The organism is Neorhizobium sp. T6_25 (assembly GCF_002968555.1).
Lineage (GTDB): Bacteria > Pseudomonadota > Alphaproteobacteria > Rhizobiales > Rhizobiaceae > Neorhizobium.
In genome coordinates, this window is the sequence record NZ_PVBL01000026.1 from 1 (window position 1) to 17,464 (window position 17,464).

Consider the following 17,464-nt stretch of genomic DNA (forward strand, 5'->3'; position numbering starts at 1 on the left):
TCGAGATTGATCGTATTGCCCTCGCGGCTACCGGCGAGGGTCGAAGGCTTGCCCGACACCCCTACATATGTACCCGAATAGGAGTTACCCGACGTATTGACCTTGGCTTTGAAGCCCCGTGTAACGACCACGAGGGCGCGGCATGATCCATCCATGGAAAAGCTCGATGCATCAGCCTCGGACTTCATATTGCAGGACACGCTGACGTTCTCACCACCGAGCCTCCGGAGCACCTTGCCGCCGCCCGTCCAGTCACCTTCGATCGATTTCAGGAAGTCTTCCTCGGTTGCCATCGCGCCGAAGGGAATAAGCGAACCTGCGATCAACGCGGCAATCGAGAATATGTGCATCGTGAGCTTCCTTGTTCTTGATGCGTCACAACCACGGTATGTCGGCGATGGTTCCGCTTGGCTGCTGAACTGCCCCCTTTCGACCGGACAGTCGGCATAAGCAGAAAGGCTCAAGCACAGGCTTGAGGAACGGGTACCTAGCAGCGCAGGCATACGAAACGTGGCTCCGGGCCTCACTTGTACGCTATATGACTACGCCAAAGACGGGTAGCCGATGGGGGTCCGCCAATTGGGGTAACGGCGAGGTGGGTGCAAGCGTCCGATTGTTGTTGCTAAGTGGCGGGAATGAGCGCGTCGTGCTACCTCCAGCATTGTGCCGGGAGGAGAACTATCATGCCGTGGAAGCGAGTACCGGCCTATATAGCGGGCGTTCAATGGGGCACTCCCGTTGCCGTTCGCATCGGTTACGGTTCGCCTGAAATGATAGAGAACGCCGCGGACGGGCTGGAATTCCTTGAAAGACGTTGGCCGCCTGAGCGCGATAAACAGTATCAAGCCGCCAAACAAGCGTGCGAGGGTGCGCTCTTCCATAGTCGTTCGAGCTCCGTAGCTCGCGAGGCATTCATAGCAGCCGCCATTGAGGCATATGTTCTTGCCTAGTGCGGCGTGTGCATGGCTGTTCGTCCTGACTTCGCCCTTGTTCCCGGGGACAACCCGCGGCCCAACGTCGGTCTCCCGACGTAGCTGCCTACCTTTCGCGGAAGGCGTTTCGCTGACCCCCGCAATGGGCATTGGCCGCCGTTTTCAGCACTAAATCCCGTAGAGGTAGATCTCGTTCCCTATGACCACCCCCAGCTAGATCAGACGTCAGCCCACCGCATTCTCATAGTCGAACGTAATCAAAATGGCTTGTGCCGAAGCATCATGCACCCCGTCAACCCTGATGCCATGCGTCTGCAGTTCCAGTACACGACTTTGAAATTCGAGCGATTTCAGCTGTTGGCCAGCCTGCAGAATGCCTCCGTCAAATCTGAGATCGAGCCTGTCACCCATCATGTGCGATGCTCCCGCTCCGCCGCTCCTGATGAGTTCAACTCCACGCTTCGTCACTTGGATCGTTCCGACATAAAGTTCGCCCAGACCGGCATGCTTTCCGATGATGGAATTTATGACGTCGTCGCTCAGAAGCATCAGCAATGCGTTCTTTGCCTTTTGCTGTATCTCCCGTCGCTCCGCGTTCGCGCGATCCGAGGCCTGCTGCAGTTCGGCTTCTCTTTGGGCTCGAGCAGCAGTTACCGTGGCCGCGATGCGCTGTCTCAGGCCAGTGGCGGGGTCTCCCGCCGATTTGACCATCGGGCGGTTGCCCAGAGCCTCCGCCGGGTGTGAATTCTCGGCAATATTTACAACCTGTCCATCGAACGCAGTCGGTTTCATGATGCTTTAGCCTTGTTGGTGGGTCTTCCGAATTCCGGAGCAGGAAACTTGGCCTCCGCGAGCATAGCGACCTGCGTTGCCGAAGCACCTAACTTGAGAAAAAGCCGCTCAGCTTCCACTTCACCCAATCGGTATTTTTTCGCAAACTCGTAAGCCGCGGCTCGTGATCCGTCCAAACGTGGTTGTACGGCTTCGAATTTTATCATCGAGAATTCTCCTAAGGCCCTTCAAGGGGTTTCGGATGCAGTGGTGGCGCGAGCGGCGATTGTGTTCATAGGCTCTGATCACCGCGTGCTGACGGCCGCGCGACCTATCGAAAGTGTATTGCCACGATGACCGTCTCCACCTTTGCCGGGGATTTGGAAACAGCCTGTTGAAGATCGCTGGTGAAGGTCGCGATGCCGCAGCGGCGCGGGAGCGAATTGCCGATGAATGCAATTTTCCTGAGTTGGGTCATGGTCATGCCTCCGTTGAGCGGAATGGCAAGCCCGCCGGTTGTTGGTGGTGAATGAGTGCCTGTTCAAGATGCCGGGACGCTGGCTTGGCGGTGCGTATGTCGAGATTGCGTAGAAGGCCGGGCCTTGGTTGCGCGTCGGCATAGGCAAGCAGGGCAGTCAGTCCTTCGCTCCCGGCCTTGATGTGGGCGTGCGAAGCGTCGGCAAACAACGCATCTCCGATGCCGGCATAAGTGCTTCCGACGTCCATCTCACCGGCGATCACCAGCACCCAAGTTTCGCATTCCGCGTTCAACTCCCAGTTCGAGTCTGCGGGAAGGTTGACCCGTTCGAGGACGAAGAAAGGACAGGAGACCAGTTGTGTCCTGACCTCTGTGAGGTCCACCGGAATTGCCTGGACCTTCGCCGGCTCTAGATCCGCAGCCGCGACGGCCTGCTCCACATGCAGTTCGCGCTCGCGGCCATAGTCGAAAAGACGAAATGTCGTATCGCTTCTCTGCTGAATCTCCGCGATAACAAGCCCGGCGCCAATGGCGTGAATGGTTCCGGCCGGGACGAAAATGACGTCGCCCGCGATGGCATCCCGCCAATCCACGATATCGGCTATGGAGCCATCAAGGATCGCATTGCGCAGTTCCGGCTGAGTTAGCCTCCTCGTCAACCCAACGGCAACCTGAGCCCCCGGTTCCGCTGAGAGAATATACCATGCTTCAGTCTTTCCGTTTCCCATGCCGAGCGATTGCGCAAGGCCGTCGTCGGGATGGACCTGGATCGAGAGGGCCTCTTTTGTAAAGAGCAGCTTGAGAAGCAGAGCAGGATCGGGCGACTGCGCGTCGGCGCGCTCGAACCAAAGTTCACCGATCGCGTCGTCGTTGCGTGTCTTCGTCCAGGGCTGGAGATCGTGGCTGCCCCAGGGTTTGCGCGCAATCCGCACGCCGGCCTGTTCGATTGCCATTATGGAACTCCTTCATCGTACCGCTAAGATCGGGTCGATCTGAGGTCGGAGTCTCCTGCTGTGGGGTGGCGGGCAGTCCGTGAGGACTGATCAGAATCCGGCCAAAAAATTGCGGTCAGCCTGCGATTGCTTGGATCGGGGCGATTTCAAGAAAGAAGAAAAATAAATAAACTCGAAATCCAACTCAATATTTTTCGACTCGAATTTGCATATAAACGCATATCTCAAAAATGCAATGGCATGCGCCCTTGCATAAAATCTAAAGATGTCGGTAATATTTTGATATCGCTCAAAAAAACCTATGAATAACGATCGCGTAAACCAAGATATATTTATTGCCTTCCAAGAAGGATTGTTGGCTGCCTGAAAAACACCGATTTATTCTTTCAAGCTCGCGACCAGCCTTTTGCTTTCGCATTGCGAATTTGAATATCAGTCAACGGCATTACGGTATCGACTTCCTGACCGTCGCTGGATACCGTGATTTTTACCGTGAAAATTGCTGGCTGTCACCGCACGTCGTTGCGCGCGGGCGAGACCGAACGCCATATTCTTCGGGCACTTCGTTGCCTTTGTACCTTACTGGACATCGCTGGAAAGGTAGCTGGAGCGGGTGAAGGGCTTCATTGGAGCGGGTGAAGGGAATCGAACCCTCGTATTCAGCTTGGGAAGCTGCTGCTCTACCATTGAGCTACACCCGCGTCGGTCTGCAGATTTCCAACAGACGGCATCGACTGTCAAGCCGGAGGCGGTGTCAGACGCGAAAATGCTTCGACAGTTTCAGGCCCTGTGCCTGATAGTTCGAGCCGAGGCCTGCGCCGTACATGCCTTCGGGTTTTTCGAGCATGTGTTCGTAGACCAGGCGACCGACGATCTGGCCGTCTTCGAGGATGAAGGGTACTTCGTGGCTGCGCACTTCGAGCACCGCCCGGCTGCCCCGTCCCCCCGCCGCCTCGTGGCCGAAGCCGGGATCGAAGAAACCGGCATAGTGGACGCGGAATTCGCCGACCAGCGGATCGAAGGGCGTCATCTCGGCCGCATAGAGCGGCGGCACATGCACCGCCTCGCGCGAGACGAGGATATAGAACTCGTCGGGATCGAGGATCAGTTCGTTGCGGCCGCGGCTGTAAAGCGGCTCCCAGAAATCGAAGATGTCGTGTTGCGCCTTCTTGTCGACATCGACGACGGCCGTGTGGTGTTTGCCGCGATAACCGATCAGGCCGACGCTGTCGCCGGAAAGATCGATCGACAGGGCGATGCCGCCGCCCGAGACATTCGGCTTGGCGGAGGCGACCAGGGTTTCGTCGTTATGGAGTTGCAGAAGGTCCGGCTCGCCGAGCAGCGCGTTGCCGACGCGGAAACGGATCTGCGACAGGCGCGAACCGCGGCGCACCACGATCGGGAAAGTACGCGGCGAGATTTCAAGGTAGAGCGGGCCGGAATAACCGGCCGGGATCTTGTCGAATTCCTGCGCGTAATCTGTGATGACGCGGGTAAAAATATCGAGCCGACCGGTCGAGCTTTTCGGATTGGCGGAAGCAGACATGTTGGCCGGCAGGTCGAGCCGTTCCATCAGCGGCACGATATAGACGCAGCCGGTTTCCAGCACCGCGGCTTCGGAGAGGTCGATCACGTGTAGCTTCAGCCGATCGAGCTTGTCGGAGACCAGGCTCGTCGGGCCCGGCATGAAGCTCGCGCGGACGCGAAAAGCCTTGGCGCCGAGGCGCAGGTCGAGGCTGGCGGGCTGAACCTGATCCAGGTCGAGCTCCCGCTCGGAGATCAGCCGTCCACTGTCGAAAAGCGCCGCGATCGCGCGGTCCGCCAGAATTCCTGTTTCGCGAGCCATCATGTCTCTCTCAAGTTTCGAGGCGACAAAACCAAATGCGAGCCATTGACGCAAGCGGGGCGCGGCGCTATGCCAATCTTATCCCGTGGTGATTTGGCCGGTCGGCTTGCAGCCACGTTAAATAAGTGGCTAAAAAGACCGGGTGCGAAACCGGTCTGCTTATGCGACCGGTTTTTTTGTTCTGAAAGAGGACACGCATGACTAACAAATGGCGCCCGGCAACCCAACTCGTACACGGCGGCACGTTGCGTTCGCAATATGGCGAAACCTCGGAAGCGATCTTCCTGACCCAAGGCTTCGTCTATGACACGTCGGAAGCGGCCGAAGCCCGCTTCAAGGGCGAGACGGACGGTTTCATCTACGCGCGTTACGGCAGCCCCACCAACGACATGTTCGAAAAGCGCATGTGCATGCTGGAAGGCGCCGAAGACGCGCGCGCCACCGCCTCGGGCATGGCCGCTGTTACCGCCGCGATCCTCTGCCAGCTGAAGGCCGGCGACCATATCGTCGCGGCCCGCGCCCTGTTCGGCTCCTGCCGCTGGGTGGTCGAGACGCTCGCTCCGAAATACGGCATCGAATGCACGCTGGTCGACGGCCGCTTCCTTGAAAACTGGGAAAAGGCGATCACGCCGAAGACCAAGGTGTTCTTCCTGGAAAGCCCAACCAACCCGACGCTCGAAGTGGTCGATATTGCCGGCGTCGCCAAGCTCGCCAACCAGATCGGCGCCAAGGTCGTCGTCGACAACGTGTTTGCGACCCCACTCTACCAGAAGCCACTGGAACTCGGCGCGCATATCGTCGTCTACTCCGCGACCAAGCATATCGACGGCCAGGGCCGCTGCCTCGGCGGCGTCGTGCTTTCCGACAAGGCCTGGATCGACGAGAACCTGCACGACTATTTCCGCCATACCGGTCCGGCGATGTCGCCGTTCAATGCCTGGACGCTGCTGAAGGGCATCGAGACCCTGCCGCTGCGCGTCAAGCAGCAGACGGAAAGCGCGTCGAAGATCGCCGACTTCCTCGCCGATCAGAAACAGGTGGCCCGGGTCATCTATCCCGGCCGCAAGGACCATCCGCAGGCCGATATCATCGCCCGGCAGATGAAGGCCGGCTCGACGCTCGTCTGCTTCGAATTGAAGGGCGGCAAGGAAGCGGCCTTCAAGCTGCAGAACGCGCTGGAAATCGTCAAGATCTCCAACAATCTCGGCGATTCCAAGAGCCTGATTACCCATCCGGCGACGACGACGCACAAAAACCTCACGGACGAGGCCCGTGCCGAACTCGGCATCTCGCCCGGCACCGTGCGCCTGTCGGCCGGTATCGAGGACACCGACGACCTGATCGAGGATTTCGCCCGGGCGCTTTCTAAGGCCGGCGTGTAAGCGTTCGCTTTTCAAGATAGTGGCCGGGGTGGTGGATCGACCAGAAATTCACCATCCCGGTTATCCTTAACTTCAACAAATGCTCACACTCGGTTGTTCAAACCGCGAGATTTCTTGACGTTGCGGCGCCTCTGTACAATATCGAACCAAGTTAGATTTGTTGAGGTGTCGCATGTATCGCGCCCGGACAAGAGATATCGATGTCGCCGTCGAACCCTACTATCTGGAGGAGCAATCCAATCCGGAAGAGAGCCGCTATGTCTGGGGCTATCGCATCGTCATCGAAAACCATTCGACGCTCACCGTACAGCTGGTGCATCGCTACTGGCACATCACCGACCAGAACGGCATCGTCGACGAAGTGGACGGGCCGGGGGTCGTCGGCGAACAGCCGCGGCTGAAGCCGGGCGACAGCTACGAATATTCCTCGGGCTGTCCTCTCGACACACCATCCGGACTGATGTTCGGCCATTACGACATGCAGACCGATGAAGGCGAGACCTTCGAGGTGACGATCCCGGCCTTCTCGCTGGATTCGCCGGGCCTGATGCGCGTCCTCAACTAGACCGCGCTACCGACGACAACCTACAGGTTATGGGCAGCGTCGGTTTTTCTATTTGTTACCCCTTCCCTCCTGCGGCATCTTGACGTCGTCAACCGGTCTTTGGGAGGAGAACTTGATGACACGATCGATCAAGCGGGCCATTCTGCTGGCGCCCTGCGCATTTCTGGCGCTTGCGGCCTTCACCCCGGCACTCGCACAAAACAAGAGCAGTTTCATCGATCAGAAGGACAGGCCGGATTTCACTTCCGCCACCGTGTCGCCGCAGATCGCCTGCGGCATGCTGAACGGCCAATCCTTTGCCGAGGTCACGACGCTGAAGGCCACGCACGTGGCCGGCGTGGGAGCGGTCCCCGGCCATTGCCAGGTAACCGGCTATATCCGGCCGCAGGTTCGCTTCGAGATCACCCTGCCGGACAACTGGAACCGGCGGCTCTATATGTTCGGCAATGGCGGCTACGCGGGCGAGGATCTTGCCGCAGCGTCACGGGTCGCCACCCGCAATGCGGCGCTTTCGAAAGGCTTCCTCACCGTCCAGCAAAATACCGGCCACGATGCGGCCACCTACAAGCTCGGGGATTTTGCACAAGACCTTGACCTCTTGATCGACTACGGCTCACGCGCGGTGCATGTGACGGTCGACACCGCCAAGGCGATTGCCGCGCGTTATTACGACCGGCATCCCTCCTTCTCCTACTGGGATGGCTGCTCGACCGGCGGACGCCAGGGCCTGATGGCGGCGCAGCGTTATCCGGGCGATTTCGACGGCATCCTCGCCGGAGCTCCGGTTCTCGATCTCACCAATACGCAGATCTGGGGCGTCTGGAATGCGCGGGCTCTGCTCAAGGCGCCGATCAGCCGGGCTCAGCTTCCGGTGCTCGCCAAGGCGGTGATGGACAAATGTGATGCGATCGACGGTGCCAAGGACGGGCTGATCACCGATCCTCGCCAATGCAATTTCGATCCGGCCAAGGACCTGAATACCTGCGAGGCAGGCGGTTCCGACTGCTTTACGCCGGCGCAGGTGGAAACGCTGAAGACGCTCGCCGGCGGGGTGAAGATCAAGGGGGAGACGATTTTCCCCGGCGTACAGTTCGGCACCGAGGGTGTCGATCCGACCGGCGTGAGCGGCTGGGACATGTGGATGGTATCCGAGCAGGGACCGAGCCGGCAGCTGGCCTATGGCGAGACCTTCGTCAAGAACATGGCGATGCTGCCCGCCTCCGGAAAGGCGATCGACTGGAAGACATTCGACTTCGATAGCGAATATCCGAAGATCGGCGCGATCCGCGAGATCGTCGACGCCACCAACCCCGATCTCAGCGAATTCCAAAAACGCGGTGGGCGGATGATCACCTATTTCGGCTGGTCCGACCCGGCGCTCAACCCGATGATGGGCGTCAACTATTATGAAGCCGTCCGCAAACAGATGGGCGCCGAGCGGACGGCGGAGTTCTACCGCCTGTTCATGGTGCCCGGCATGTTTCACTGCACCGCGGGCTACGGCACGGATGTCTTCGATGCCTTCACGCCGCTGATGGACTGGGTGGAGAACGGCAAGGCGCCGACGGTAATCCAGGCGAAGCAGATCAAGGAGGGTAAGCCGGTGATGACGCGGCCGCTCTGCCCCTATCCTCAATCAGCCAGATATTCCGGCAGTGGCGATCTGAAAGACGGCGCGAACTTCGAATGCAAGATGCCTTGAAATGAAAACGGCGGGAGGAAACTCCCGCCGTTCGATGATCAGGCTGCGGCGAATTCGTCCGCCGTGTAGCGATAGGTGGTCGAGCAGAACTCGCAGGTGACGGCGATCTCCCCGTCTTCCTCGCTCGCCTCGATCTCCTCGGCAGAGAACCCCGAGAGAACACCCTTGATCTTGTCGCGCGAGCAGCTGCAGCGATCGAACACCGGGTGCGGCGCATAGACCCGGACGCCGCGCTCATGGAACAGGCGAAACAGCAGCCGTTCGATTGCGACCCGCGGGTCTGTCAGCTCATCGGTGTCGATCGTTTCCACCAGCGTGCGGGCTTCGGCCCAGGAATCGTCCTCGGTGAATTCGAAATCGCGCTCGTCACCATCGCCACCATGCAGGTCCGGCTGGCGCATGCGCTCAGGCGCGTGCGGCAGGAACTGCGCGACAAGCCCGCCTGCCCGCCAATTGTGACGCGGCTTGCCATCGGCATCGCGGTCGAACAGCTCGGCGACGCCCAGGCGGACCTTGGTCGGGATCTGCTCCGACTGACGGAAATAGACGCCGGCAATCTCCTCGAGCGATGAACCGTCCATCGGCACGATGCCTTGATACGGCTGCATGCCGCGGCCCTGGTCGATGGTGAACGCCAGCACTCCCTGCCCGAGAAGATCGGGCGGCGAGGTTTTGCCTTCCTCGACAGCAGCGGCCAGCGCCTCTTCATCATAACGGGCATAGGCACGAAGGCTGTCGGGCGTCGAGAAATCCGCGACCAGCAGATCGACCGGGCCGTCGCCCTTGGTCTGCACCGTGAACTTGCCGTCGAATTTCAGCGAGGTGCCGAGCAGGGCCGTCAGCACGATCGCCTCGGCAAGCAGCCGCGCGACCGGGCCCGGATATTCGTGACGGCTGAGGATGGAGTTGAGCAGCGGCCCGAGCTGGACCGCACGGCCGCGCACGTCGAGACCTTCCACCTGGAAGGGAACGACCCGATCGTCTCCGGCAAAGTCGAGTTCGTTGAGTTCCACAGTCGCTTCCGCCATGACTTCACTCCTTCGCGCCGACCCAAACCTTTACACAAGCGCCAGCCCAAGCGGAACCGCTGGCCGGAGGAAAAGACGTCGACGATGTGTGTTGAAACGCCAGTCCAGAAGACGGCGTATTGTTGAAAGCCGACAAATGGGGGATTGCTGGGCGGAAATCAAGGTTGATTGCCGCCGCCGGCTCTCCGCGTCCTCCATCCGGGACGTTGAACTCAGACTGCGCCGAAGCACCAGGCGAGAATGGACTTCTGCGCGTGCAGGCGGTTTTCAGCCTCGTCGAAGACGACCGACTGCGGACCGTCGATCACCTCGTCGGTGACCTCCTCGCCGCGATGGGCCGGCAGGCAGTGCATGAACAGCGCATCCTTGTCGGCACGCTTCATCAGGTCGGCATTGACCTGGAACGGCTGGAAGACGTTGTGGCCGCGTGCCTTGTGCTCCTGGTTCATCGACACCCACGTGTCGGTAACGATGCAATCGGCGCCAGCAACCGCCTTTTCGGCATCATGGCAAAGCATGATGTTGCCGCCGTTGTTGCGTGCCCAGTTGAGGAACTTGTCGGAGGGCTCCGAGCCCATCGGCACCGCCATGTTCATGCGATAGCCGAAACGGGCGGCACCTTCGACGAAGGAATGCAGCACGTTGTTGCCGTCGCCGGTCCAGGCGACCGTCTTGCCGGCGATCGGCCCGCGATGCTCCTCGAAGGTCATGATATCGGCCATGATCTGGCAGGGATGCGTATCGTCGGTCAGGGCGTTGATGACCGGCACGGTCGCGTGTTCGGCAAGCTCCAGCATGCGGGCGTGATCCGTGGTGCGGATCATGATCGCATCGACGTAACGCGACAGGACCTTGGCCGTATCGCCGATCGTCTCGGCGCGGCCGAGCTGCATTTCGGTACCCGACAGAAACAGCGTTTCGCCGCCGAGCTGGCGCATGCCGACATCGAAGGATACGCGGGTGCGCGTGGAGGGCTTTTCGAAGATCATCGCCAGCATCTTGCCGGCGAGCGGCTTTTCCGCCGTACCGGCCTTGGTCGCCTGCTTGCGGACCTTCGCGTCGTCGAGGATAGCCCTGAGATCAGCCGGGGAAACGGCGGAAAGATCGAGAAAATGCTTGGGAGATGCCATGTGATGTTCCCTGTGAAGCGGGAAACCAGCAACGGCGTCCCCCTTTTGCCCGCTCAGGCCGATTTTTTCATCTCGGAAGCGGAAAGCTTTTCCGCCGCCCTCTCGATGCGGGCAAGCCCCTCTCGGGCTTCCTCCGCTGTGACTGTGAGCGGTGGCAGGAGACGCACCACATTGTCGCCGGCCGGAATGGTCAGCATGTACTCGCCGCGTATGGCGGCAACCAGATCACCTGCGGGCACCTTCGCCTTCACGCCGAGCAGCAGGCCTTCACCACGAATATCCTCGATGACGTCGGGGAAGCGGTCCTTGAGGCTCGCGAGCCCCTGCCGCAACACCAAGGCAACGTCGCGGACGTTTTCCAGGAAGCCGTCGCCCAGGATCACGTCGAGCACGGCATTGCCGACCGCCGTGGCGAGCGGATTGCCCCCGTAAGTCGTGCCATGGGTGCCAGCGGTCATGCCGGACGCGGCGTCCGCCGTGGCAAGGCATGCGCCGAGCGGGAAGCCGCCGCCGATGCCCTTGGCAAGCGCCATGATGTCCGGCGCCACGCCCGCCCATTCATAGGCGAACAGCCTGCCGGAACGGCCGACGCCGGTCTGCACTTCGTCGAAGATCAGCAGCAGACCGTTGTCGTCGCAGACCTGGCGCAACGCCTGGAGGAATTCCTTCGGAACCGGCCGGACACCGCCCTCGCCCTGGATCGGCTCGATCAGAATAGCCGCGGTCGCATCGGTGATCGCAGCCTTCAGGGCGTCCATGTCGCCGAACGGCACCTGATCGAAGCCTTCGACCTTCGGGCCGAAGCCTTCGAGATACTTCGCCTGGCCGCCGGCGGCGATGGTCGCCAGCGTACGGCCGTGGAAGGCGCCTTCGAAGGTAATGATATGGAAGCGCTCCGGATGGCCCTTCACGAACTGATAGCGGCGCGCGGTCTTGATGGCACATTCGAGCGCCTCGGCGCCGGAATTGGTGAAGAACACCTTATCCGCGAAGGAATTGTCGGCGAGACGACGCGACAATGTCTCCTGGCCCGGCTGCTCAAAGATGTTGGACGTGTGCCAGACCTTGTCGGCCTGCGCCTTCAGCGCGCCGACGAGATGCGGGTGGCCGTGACCAAGCGAATTGACGGCGACGCCGGAGCCGAAATCAAGATATCGCTCCCCACTTTCCGTCACAAGCCATACGCCCTCGCCGCGCTCGAAACGCAGCGGAGCCCGGGCAAAAGTGTCGAAAAGCGCGGCTTCAGCCATGGCGACATCACTCCTCTAGGCAGTCCAGAAAGGCCCATGGAAGGGGCCGAAAAAATCAAAAATGCCGCCCACTGGGCGGCGGGGGCACTATCGGGGTTTAGGCCATCAATGTCAACAAAGCTCGGCGTTTTGGGCAGGCCCGGGCCGGAAAGCGGCAGGCGCCGGCCAATGTGACAAAAATGACTCTCCCCGACAGCAAGTTGGGGAAAACCACGAAATCGATTCCCGCAGATTCCCCCGACTCTTGCCACGGAGTCAGCCTCACACTAGGTTAAAGATCAATTACTAGACTGCATGCGGCGGAACTAGTCACCTCAAGCATAGATATAGTGGGTGCTGCGAAATGAATTCGCAGCAAAGGTGGAAGGATTCTGCATGCCAGCAACGTTCAAAGGCGGAGAACGGGCATGAACTGGACAGACGAGCGTGTCGAGAAGCTCAAAAGATTATGGTCGGAGGGCCTCAGCGCCAGCCAGATCGCAGCGCAACTTGGAGGCGTAAGCCGAAATGCCGTTATCGGCAAGGTGCACCGTCTCAGCCTGCCGGGCCGGGCGAAAGCCGGCGGCACGGTAGCGACGGGCCGTTCAGCAGCGGCCAAGCGCACCACGTCGGCGCCGCGGGCTCCGAATTATGCGTCGCGCGTCACGACCCGGACCGTTACCCGCGCCGTCGGTGCGACGATGGTCAAGGAAGAGGTCGAAATCGAACCCTATCAGGAGATGGAATATCGTCCCGCCTCCAACGTGGTGGTGCCGATCTCCCGTCGCCTTGCATTGACCGAACTTACCGAGCGCACCTGCAAGTGGCCGGTCGGCGATCCGCTCAAGGACGACTTCCACTTCTGCGGCTGTGAATCCCCGGATGCATCGCCCTATTGCGGCTATCACGCAAAGCTCGCCTACCAGCCGGTCAACGAGCGCCGCAAGGTTGCTGCTCGGGTCTGAGCGGCGGCGCGACACGAGGACAAGATCGAAGGCGGGCTCAGGCCCGCTTTTTTGTTGCGCATGGCAGATATGCTGGCCAAGCCTTGCTCCGGATCGGCATTGCACCTATCTCAAAGACGGCGAGGACGACCTCCCCCATTCGGGCAAAAACTCCGGGACGACCCGGAAAGCACCCAGGAGGTCATCATGCGCTCGACTCGCGACCGTATCCGCCATGCCATCAGCTTCGAACTGATCGGGCTCGCTCTCATCACACCGCTCGGCGCCTTCGCCTTCGGCATGCCGGCCGCCGATATCGGCGTGGTCGGCATCGGCAGTGCGACGATCGCCACCGGCTGGAACTATCTCTACAATCTCGGCTTCGACCACCTGATGCAGCGCTTTACCGGCGGCACGCAGAAAAACACCGCAATACGCGTGGCGCATGCGGTGCTGTTCGAACTTGGCCTGCTGATCGCGCTTCTGCCGCTGATCGCCTGGTATCTCGGCATCAGCCTCATGCATGCACTGACGATGGACGTGTCGTTCGCGGTCTTCTACGTGGTCTATGCCTTCGTGTTCAACTGGGCCTATGACCGCATCTTTCCGCTGCCGGAATGGCAACGGCAGACCGAGGCAGCCTGACGCCGCCTCCTTGAGGTTTCCATCGAATAGTCCGCGCCGCGGACGGTGCGGATGACACCCTGCATGTTTGGAGAAGTTGAGCGCTTTCCCGAGGCGCCGGACATGGGACGTCGATAGCACTCCCTTTTGTCAGAACCTGACGGTGAACTCGCTTCCCTTGCCGACTTCCGACTTCACGATCAGACGGGCTCTGTGGCGGGTCAGGATGTGCTTGACGATTGCAAGGCCGAGGCCCGTGCCTTTCTTGGAACGGCTGTCGGCCACGCTGACCCGGTAGAAGCGCTCGGTCAGCCTCGGAACGTGCTCGGCCGGAATGCCCGGGCCCTGGTCGACAACCGTCACTTCCACCGGATCGGAAGCGCCGTTCCTGAGGTAAACGTCCACGAACTTGCCTTCCTGGCCGTACTTGCAGGCGTTCTCGATCAGATTTTCGAAAACCTGGACGAGCTCGTCGCGGTCGCCCAGCACTTCCACCTTGCCTTCCGGCAGATGCGTGCGGATTTCCACCCCGAGATCATCGGCGAGCGGCACCAGCGCGTCCCGCACATGACCGATCAGCGGCTTCAGGTCGATCGTCTGGTCCGGTGCGATATGGGATTTGAGCTCCAGGCGCGACAGCGACATGAGATCGTCGACAAGACGGCTCATGCGCGTTGCCTGGTCGAACATAATGGCGAGGAACCGCTCGTGCGCGGCAGGATCGGAGCGCGCCGGCCCCTGCAGGGTCTCGATGAAGCCTCGCAACGAGGCAAGCGGGGTGCGCAGTTCATGGCTGGCATTGGCGACGAAATCCGAACGCATCCGATCGATGCGGCGCAATTCCGAAATATCCCTGAAAGAGAGGAGATAGAGCTTCTGCGCCACTCCGTCGGAGCTTTGCTGGACCGGTTGGCCGAGATCGATCGGCGCGATGCGCAGGGTATAGACGCGCTCGGAAGGCAACCGCTCGGAATGCTCGATCTGGTTGGGCTCATCAGTCGCGATGGTTTCCCGCACCATGTCGAGAATGCCGGGGGACCGCAGCCGTGCCGAAAGGTGCGAACCGGGAGAAAGAACTCCAAAGGCCCTTTCGGCAGCCTTGTTCTGATAGAGGACCGTGACGTCCTCGCCGAGCACGAAAGCCGGAATATCCAAGGCACCGAGCGTTGCCGCCACCTGGGGTAACGGCTGGAAGCCCGGCTGCTCTTTCTCGACGACATCGAGCGCCGGCGGCGGAAGGACGACGGGCTTGCGGCCGACGACGACCAGAACCAGGAGCAGCCAGCCCACCAGGACGCCCACCCAGTCCATGCCGATCAGGAACGCGATCATCGCCAGGAGGGTCAGAAGCAGCAACAGAGCGCGTTCCTGGCGGGCCCTCGCAACGAGCGTGCCCAGACCCCGACGCCATTTCTCCAGTACCGACTCCACAGGCACACTCGCAGCTTTCACAGGTTGAACACGCGCTCATATATCTCTTGCATGACAGATATACATCGCTTCCGTTGGGATATTGGAAAATTGGCGCTATCCGGAGAGTAGCGGAATTTCGAACTTGCGTTACATATCGGCTACCACCCCCATGCGGCGGATCGATCGGAGGAAGCACTATCATGGCGGATAAAACCGAAAGCCGGGCAGTCAGCATCGACATCAACGGCAAGCTCAAGCAGTTCGATATCGACGACCCGGTGCTGCCGGCGTGGATCGAGGAGCATGCGCTCGGCTCCGGCGGATATCCCCATGATGACAAGCTGGACAAGGACAAATACGCAAAGCAGCTGGAAAAGCTGCAGGTCGAGCTCGTCAAGGTGCAGTTCTGGCTGAAGGCGACCGGCAAGCGGATGATAGCGCTGTTCGAGGGGCGTGATGCGGCCGGCAAGGGCGGCACGATCTTTTCGATCAATGCCTACCTCAATCCGCGTTCGGCCCGCGTGGTGGCGCTCAACAAGCCGACCGAGACCGAGGCCGGCCAGTGGTATTTCCAGCGCTACATCTCGCATTTCCCGACATCCGGGGAGATCGTGCTGTTCGACCGCTCCTGGTATAACCGGGCCGGGGTCGAGCCGGTGATGGGCTTCTGCACGCCGGAACAGTACAAGGATTTCATGAAGGCGGTTCCGCGCTTCGAGGACACGATTTCCGACGAAGGCATCATCTTCTTCAAGTTCTGGCTGGATATCGGCCGCGAAATGCAGCTCAAGCGTTTCCATGACCGGCGGCACGATCCGCTCAAGATCTGGAAACTGTCGCCGATGGATATCGCCGCGCTCCACAAGTGGGATGACTATACCGAGAAGCGCGACGCGATGCTCGAAAGGACCCACAACGAGGAGACGCCATGGGCGGTCGTGCGTGCCAACGACAAGCGCCGCGCCCGTCTCAACGTCATTCGCCATATCCTGCTGTCGCTCGACTATGAGGGCAAGGACAAGGACGCCATCGGCGAGATCGACGACAAGATCTTCGGTTTCGGCCCGAAATTCCTCAAATAAAGGTCATTGGCCGGGCAGGATGCGCACCGAATAGAGCAGCACCGCCCGGTCCGCGCCGTCGATACCGCTGTTGAAGATCAGGCGGCCGGGCCGGTTGGGGGCAAGCGACCGCTCGAAGGTCACGCGGAAGAGCGCCTCCAGCTTCTCCTGCGTTGCCGTAAAGCGATGACGGCTGCAGTTGCCGAGGCTTCCGAAATCGCAGCGGACTGATAATTGCACGGAACTGTCCTGCCCCGACTGCAGGGTCAGAGCCACCGTCGAACTCTTGCCGGCCATTTCGCGCAGCACTTCCGGCGGCACTTCGACCGAGACATCACCGCCGTCGCCTGACGTTGCCGATGCGATGCGCACGGCCTGCCCTTCCGATGCGGCCACCGCCTCGACTTTCGCCTGGCCGCCGGCTTTCATTTCCGCCGCCTTGGAGGGCACGAAGATTTCCACCCACTCGTCGGAAAAACCGCGGCGCGGATCGAAGGCGACCGGGCCTCCCGCCGCCTGGCCGGCGACCGAGCGGTCGGCCGACTTCATCGCTTCTTCGACGATCGACTGCACCAGACCGGATTGATAGAACCACCAGCAGGCGCCGCCGACCACGCCAAGGGTGATGACCCAGGTCAGGAGATGCGACAGGAAACCCCGACGCTTTCGCGGTTTGGCGGCCCGTTCCGGGGGAACGTCCAGGCCGCTATCGGAGGACGGGCGGGCGTTCCTGTTCGGCTTGCCCGGCTTTGCCGTCTTCGGCGGAGGTTCCGGCTGGAATTGCTCGGCTTCGACCCGCTCACCGCGCGCGGGGCTGACGCCGCCAAGATCGCCGGAGGACATAGCCGCAGCAGCAGATGGAGCGCGCGTCTCACTCGAAACGGTATCGATGGACGGCGCGACAGGTGAAGGTGCCGCCGGCCGTTGCGGCGCTTCCGGCCGCGAGCTGGCCGGCATGACCGGAGACTCCACCGCCATGGGTTCCGCGGCGTATGGCAGTTCCGGTTCGAGCTCCACGGCGGGTCCCGGCGCCGGTTCCACCAGGCGCTCGACTTCCGCCATTTCGATCTCGTGAATCTTCCGCTCCAGGAGTTCATGCTGCTGCATGATGATCAACCGGTCGGTAACGCCTTGCTTGCGAAGGCCGGCGTCCAGTGCCTGGCGCGCCGACTGATAAATACGCGCCCTGATCTCCCGGTCCGCCCGGTTCGAGCGATCCAGTGCGTTTCTGATGGCCGTTTCCAAACCGCTCACTGCCGGTCCTTCTTCATCGTCATTCCCACCGCGCGGGAGTTTACGTTTCGGTAACCCCTCCGCCGCGGAACTGCAAGCACCGCCTTCGACTGCACCATGGCGAAAAATAAGGACAGGATATGTCGGGAGCCCCTGCCGGGCGTTGCGGAGAT

At 60.8% G+C, this 17,464-nt stretch carries 17 protein-coding genes, 1 tRNA gene and 1 riboswitch; of the genes, 7 read left to right on the forward strand and 11 right to left on the reverse strand.

Annotated features, from left to right (window positions below; all coding sequences use genetic code 11):
- On the reverse strand, nt 1-350 hold a 350-nt coding region (locus tag C5L10_RS26360), incomplete at its 3' end, for a hypothetical protein (RefSeq protein ID WP_105432088.1).
- A gap of 333 nt (nt 351-683) precedes the next feature.
- Between C5L10_RS26360 and C5L10_RS35010 the strand changes: the two genes are divergently transcribed.
- Nucleotides 684-950 carry a DUF982 domain-containing protein gene (locus C5L10_RS35010; RefSeq protein ID WP_172717200.1) on the forward strand — a complete coding sequence of 89 codons (267 nt, stop codon included), beginning with the start codon at nt 684-686 and terminating at the stop codon, nt 948-950.
- Between the two features lie 207 nt (nt 951-1,157).
- On the opposite strand, the gene C5L10_RS26370 is transcribed toward C5L10_RS35010, so the two are convergent.
- From C5L10_RS26370 to C5L10_RS26390, 5 genes are all read right to left on the reverse strand, one after another.
- Nucleotides 1,158-1,724: a hypothetical protein gene (locus C5L10_RS26370; RefSeq protein ID WP_105432090.1), complete on the reverse strand. Its 567-nt coding sequence runs from the start codon at nt 1,722-1,724 to the stop codon at nt 1,158-1,160.
- The gene (locus tag C5L10_RS26375; RefSeq protein WP_105432091.1) at nt 1,721-1,930 is read right to left on the reverse strand and encodes a hypothetical protein; all 210 of its coding nucleotides are present in this window, start codon (nt 1,928-1,930) and stop codon (nt 1,721-1,723) included. The genes C5L10_RS26370 and C5L10_RS26375 overlap by 4 nt, the downstream gene beginning before the upstream one ends.
- Nucleotides 1,931-2,183: 253 nt before the next feature.
- Nucleotides 2,184-3,134 (reverse strand): class I mannose-6-phosphate isomerase, encoded by a 951-nt coding sequence (locus C5L10_RS26380; RefSeq protein ID WP_105432092.1) that lies wholly within the window; start codon nt 3,132-3,134, stop codon nt 2,184-2,186.
- Nucleotides 3,135-3,761: 627 nt separating this feature from the next.
- Nucleotides 3,762-3,835: transfer RNA gene (locus C5L10_RS26385), tRNA-Gly, on the reverse strand.
- A gap of 53 nt (nt 3,836-3,888) precedes the next feature.
- A complete protein-coding gene (locus C5L10_RS26390; RefSeq protein ID WP_172717201.1) occupies nt 3,889-4,983 on the reverse strand; it encodes a 2'-deoxycytidine 5'-triphosphate deaminase in 1,095 nt (364 codons plus the stop codon).
- Nucleotides 4,984-5,055: 72 nt separating this feature from the next.
- Nucleotides 5,056-5,134: riboswitch (SAM riboswitch) on the forward strand.
- Between the two features lie 43 nt (nt 5,135-5,177).
- Between C5L10_RS26390 and C5L10_RS26395 the strand changes: the two genes are divergently transcribed.
- The 3 genes from C5L10_RS26395 (at nt 5,178) to C5L10_RS26405 (ending at nt 8,629) form a co-directional block, all read left to right on the forward strand.
- Nucleotides 5,178-6,362, forward strand: a complete 1,185-nt coding sequence (locus C5L10_RS26395; protein ID WP_105432093.1) for an O-succinylhomoserine sulfhydrylase — start codon at nt 5,178-5,180, stop codon at nt 6,360-6,362.
- 172 nt (nt 6,363-6,534) lie between these two features.
- Nucleotides 6,535-6,927 carry a Co2+/Mg2+ efflux protein ApaG gene (gene apaG / locus C5L10_RS26400; protein ID WP_046603197.1) on the forward strand — a complete coding sequence of 131 codons (393 nt, stop codon included), beginning with the start codon at nt 6,535-6,537 and terminating at the stop codon, nt 6,925-6,927.
- A gap of 115 nt (nt 6,928-7,042) precedes the next feature.
- A complete protein-coding gene (locus tag C5L10_RS26405; RefSeq protein WP_105432094.1) occupies nt 7,043-8,629 on the forward strand; it encodes a tannase/feruloyl esterase family alpha/beta hydrolase in 1,587 nt (528 codons plus the stop codon).
- Between the two features lie 38 nt (nt 8,630-8,667).
- Here C5L10_RS26405 and C5L10_RS26410 read toward each other — a convergent pair whose 3' ends face one another.
- From C5L10_RS26410 to C5L10_RS26420, 3 genes are all read right to left on the reverse strand, one after another.
- On the reverse strand, nt 8,668-9,657 hold the full coding sequence (locus C5L10_RS26410; protein ID WP_105432095.1) for an Hsp33 family molecular chaperone: 990 nt from the start codon (nt 9,655-9,657) through the stop codon (nt 8,668-8,670).
- 212 nt (nt 9,658-9,869) lie between these two features.
- Nucleotides 9,870-10,787 (reverse strand): ornithine carbamoyltransferase, encoded by a 918-nt coding sequence (gene argF / locus C5L10_RS26415; protein ID WP_105404046.1) that lies wholly within the window; start codon nt 10,785-10,787, stop codon nt 9,870-9,872.
- 53 nt (nt 10,788-10,840) lie between these two features.
- Complete coding sequence (locus C5L10_RS26420; protein WP_046603194.1) at nt 10,841-12,037, reverse strand: aspartate aminotransferase family protein; 1,197 nt, start codon at nt 12,035-12,037, stop codon at nt 10,841-10,843.
- A 407-nt stretch (nt 12,038-12,444) separates the two neighbouring features.
- Between C5L10_RS26420 and C5L10_RS26425 the strand changes: the two genes are divergently transcribed.
- Nucleotides 12,445-12,981: a GcrA family cell cycle regulator gene (locus C5L10_RS26425; protein ID WP_046664813.1), complete on the forward strand. Its 537-nt coding sequence runs from the start codon at nt 12,445-12,447 to the stop codon at nt 12,979-12,981.
- A gap of 186 nt (nt 12,982-13,167) precedes the next feature.
- The gene (locus C5L10_RS26430) at nt 13,168-13,605 is read left to right on the forward strand and encodes a PACE efflux transporter (protein ID WP_105432096.1); all 438 of its coding nucleotides are present in this window, start codon (nt 13,168-13,170) and stop codon (nt 13,603-13,605) included.
- Between the two features lie 129 nt (nt 13,606-13,734).
- On the opposite strand, the gene phoR is transcribed toward C5L10_RS26430, so the two are convergent.
- Entirely contained in the window at nt 13,735-14,916 is a 1,182-nt protein-coding gene (phoR, locus tag C5L10_RS26435; protein WP_105432156.1) for a phosphate regulon sensor histidine kinase PhoR, read from the reverse strand.
- A gap of 281 nt (nt 14,917-15,197) precedes the next feature.
- Between phoR and ppk2 the strand changes: the two genes are divergently transcribed.
- Complete coding sequence (gene ppk2 / locus C5L10_RS26440; RefSeq protein WP_105432097.1) at nt 15,198-16,079, forward strand: polyphosphate kinase 2; 882 nt, start codon at nt 15,198-15,200, stop codon at nt 16,077-16,079.
- Nucleotides 16,080-16,082: 3 nt separating this feature from the next.
- Here the strand turns inward: ppk2 and C5L10_RS26445 are convergent, their stop codons facing one another.
- Nucleotides 16,083-17,312, reverse strand: a complete 1,230-nt coding sequence (locus tag C5L10_RS26445; RefSeq protein WP_105432098.1) for a hypothetical protein — start codon at nt 17,310-17,312, stop codon at nt 16,083-16,085.
- Nucleotides 17,313-17,464 lie beyond the last annotated feature (152 nt).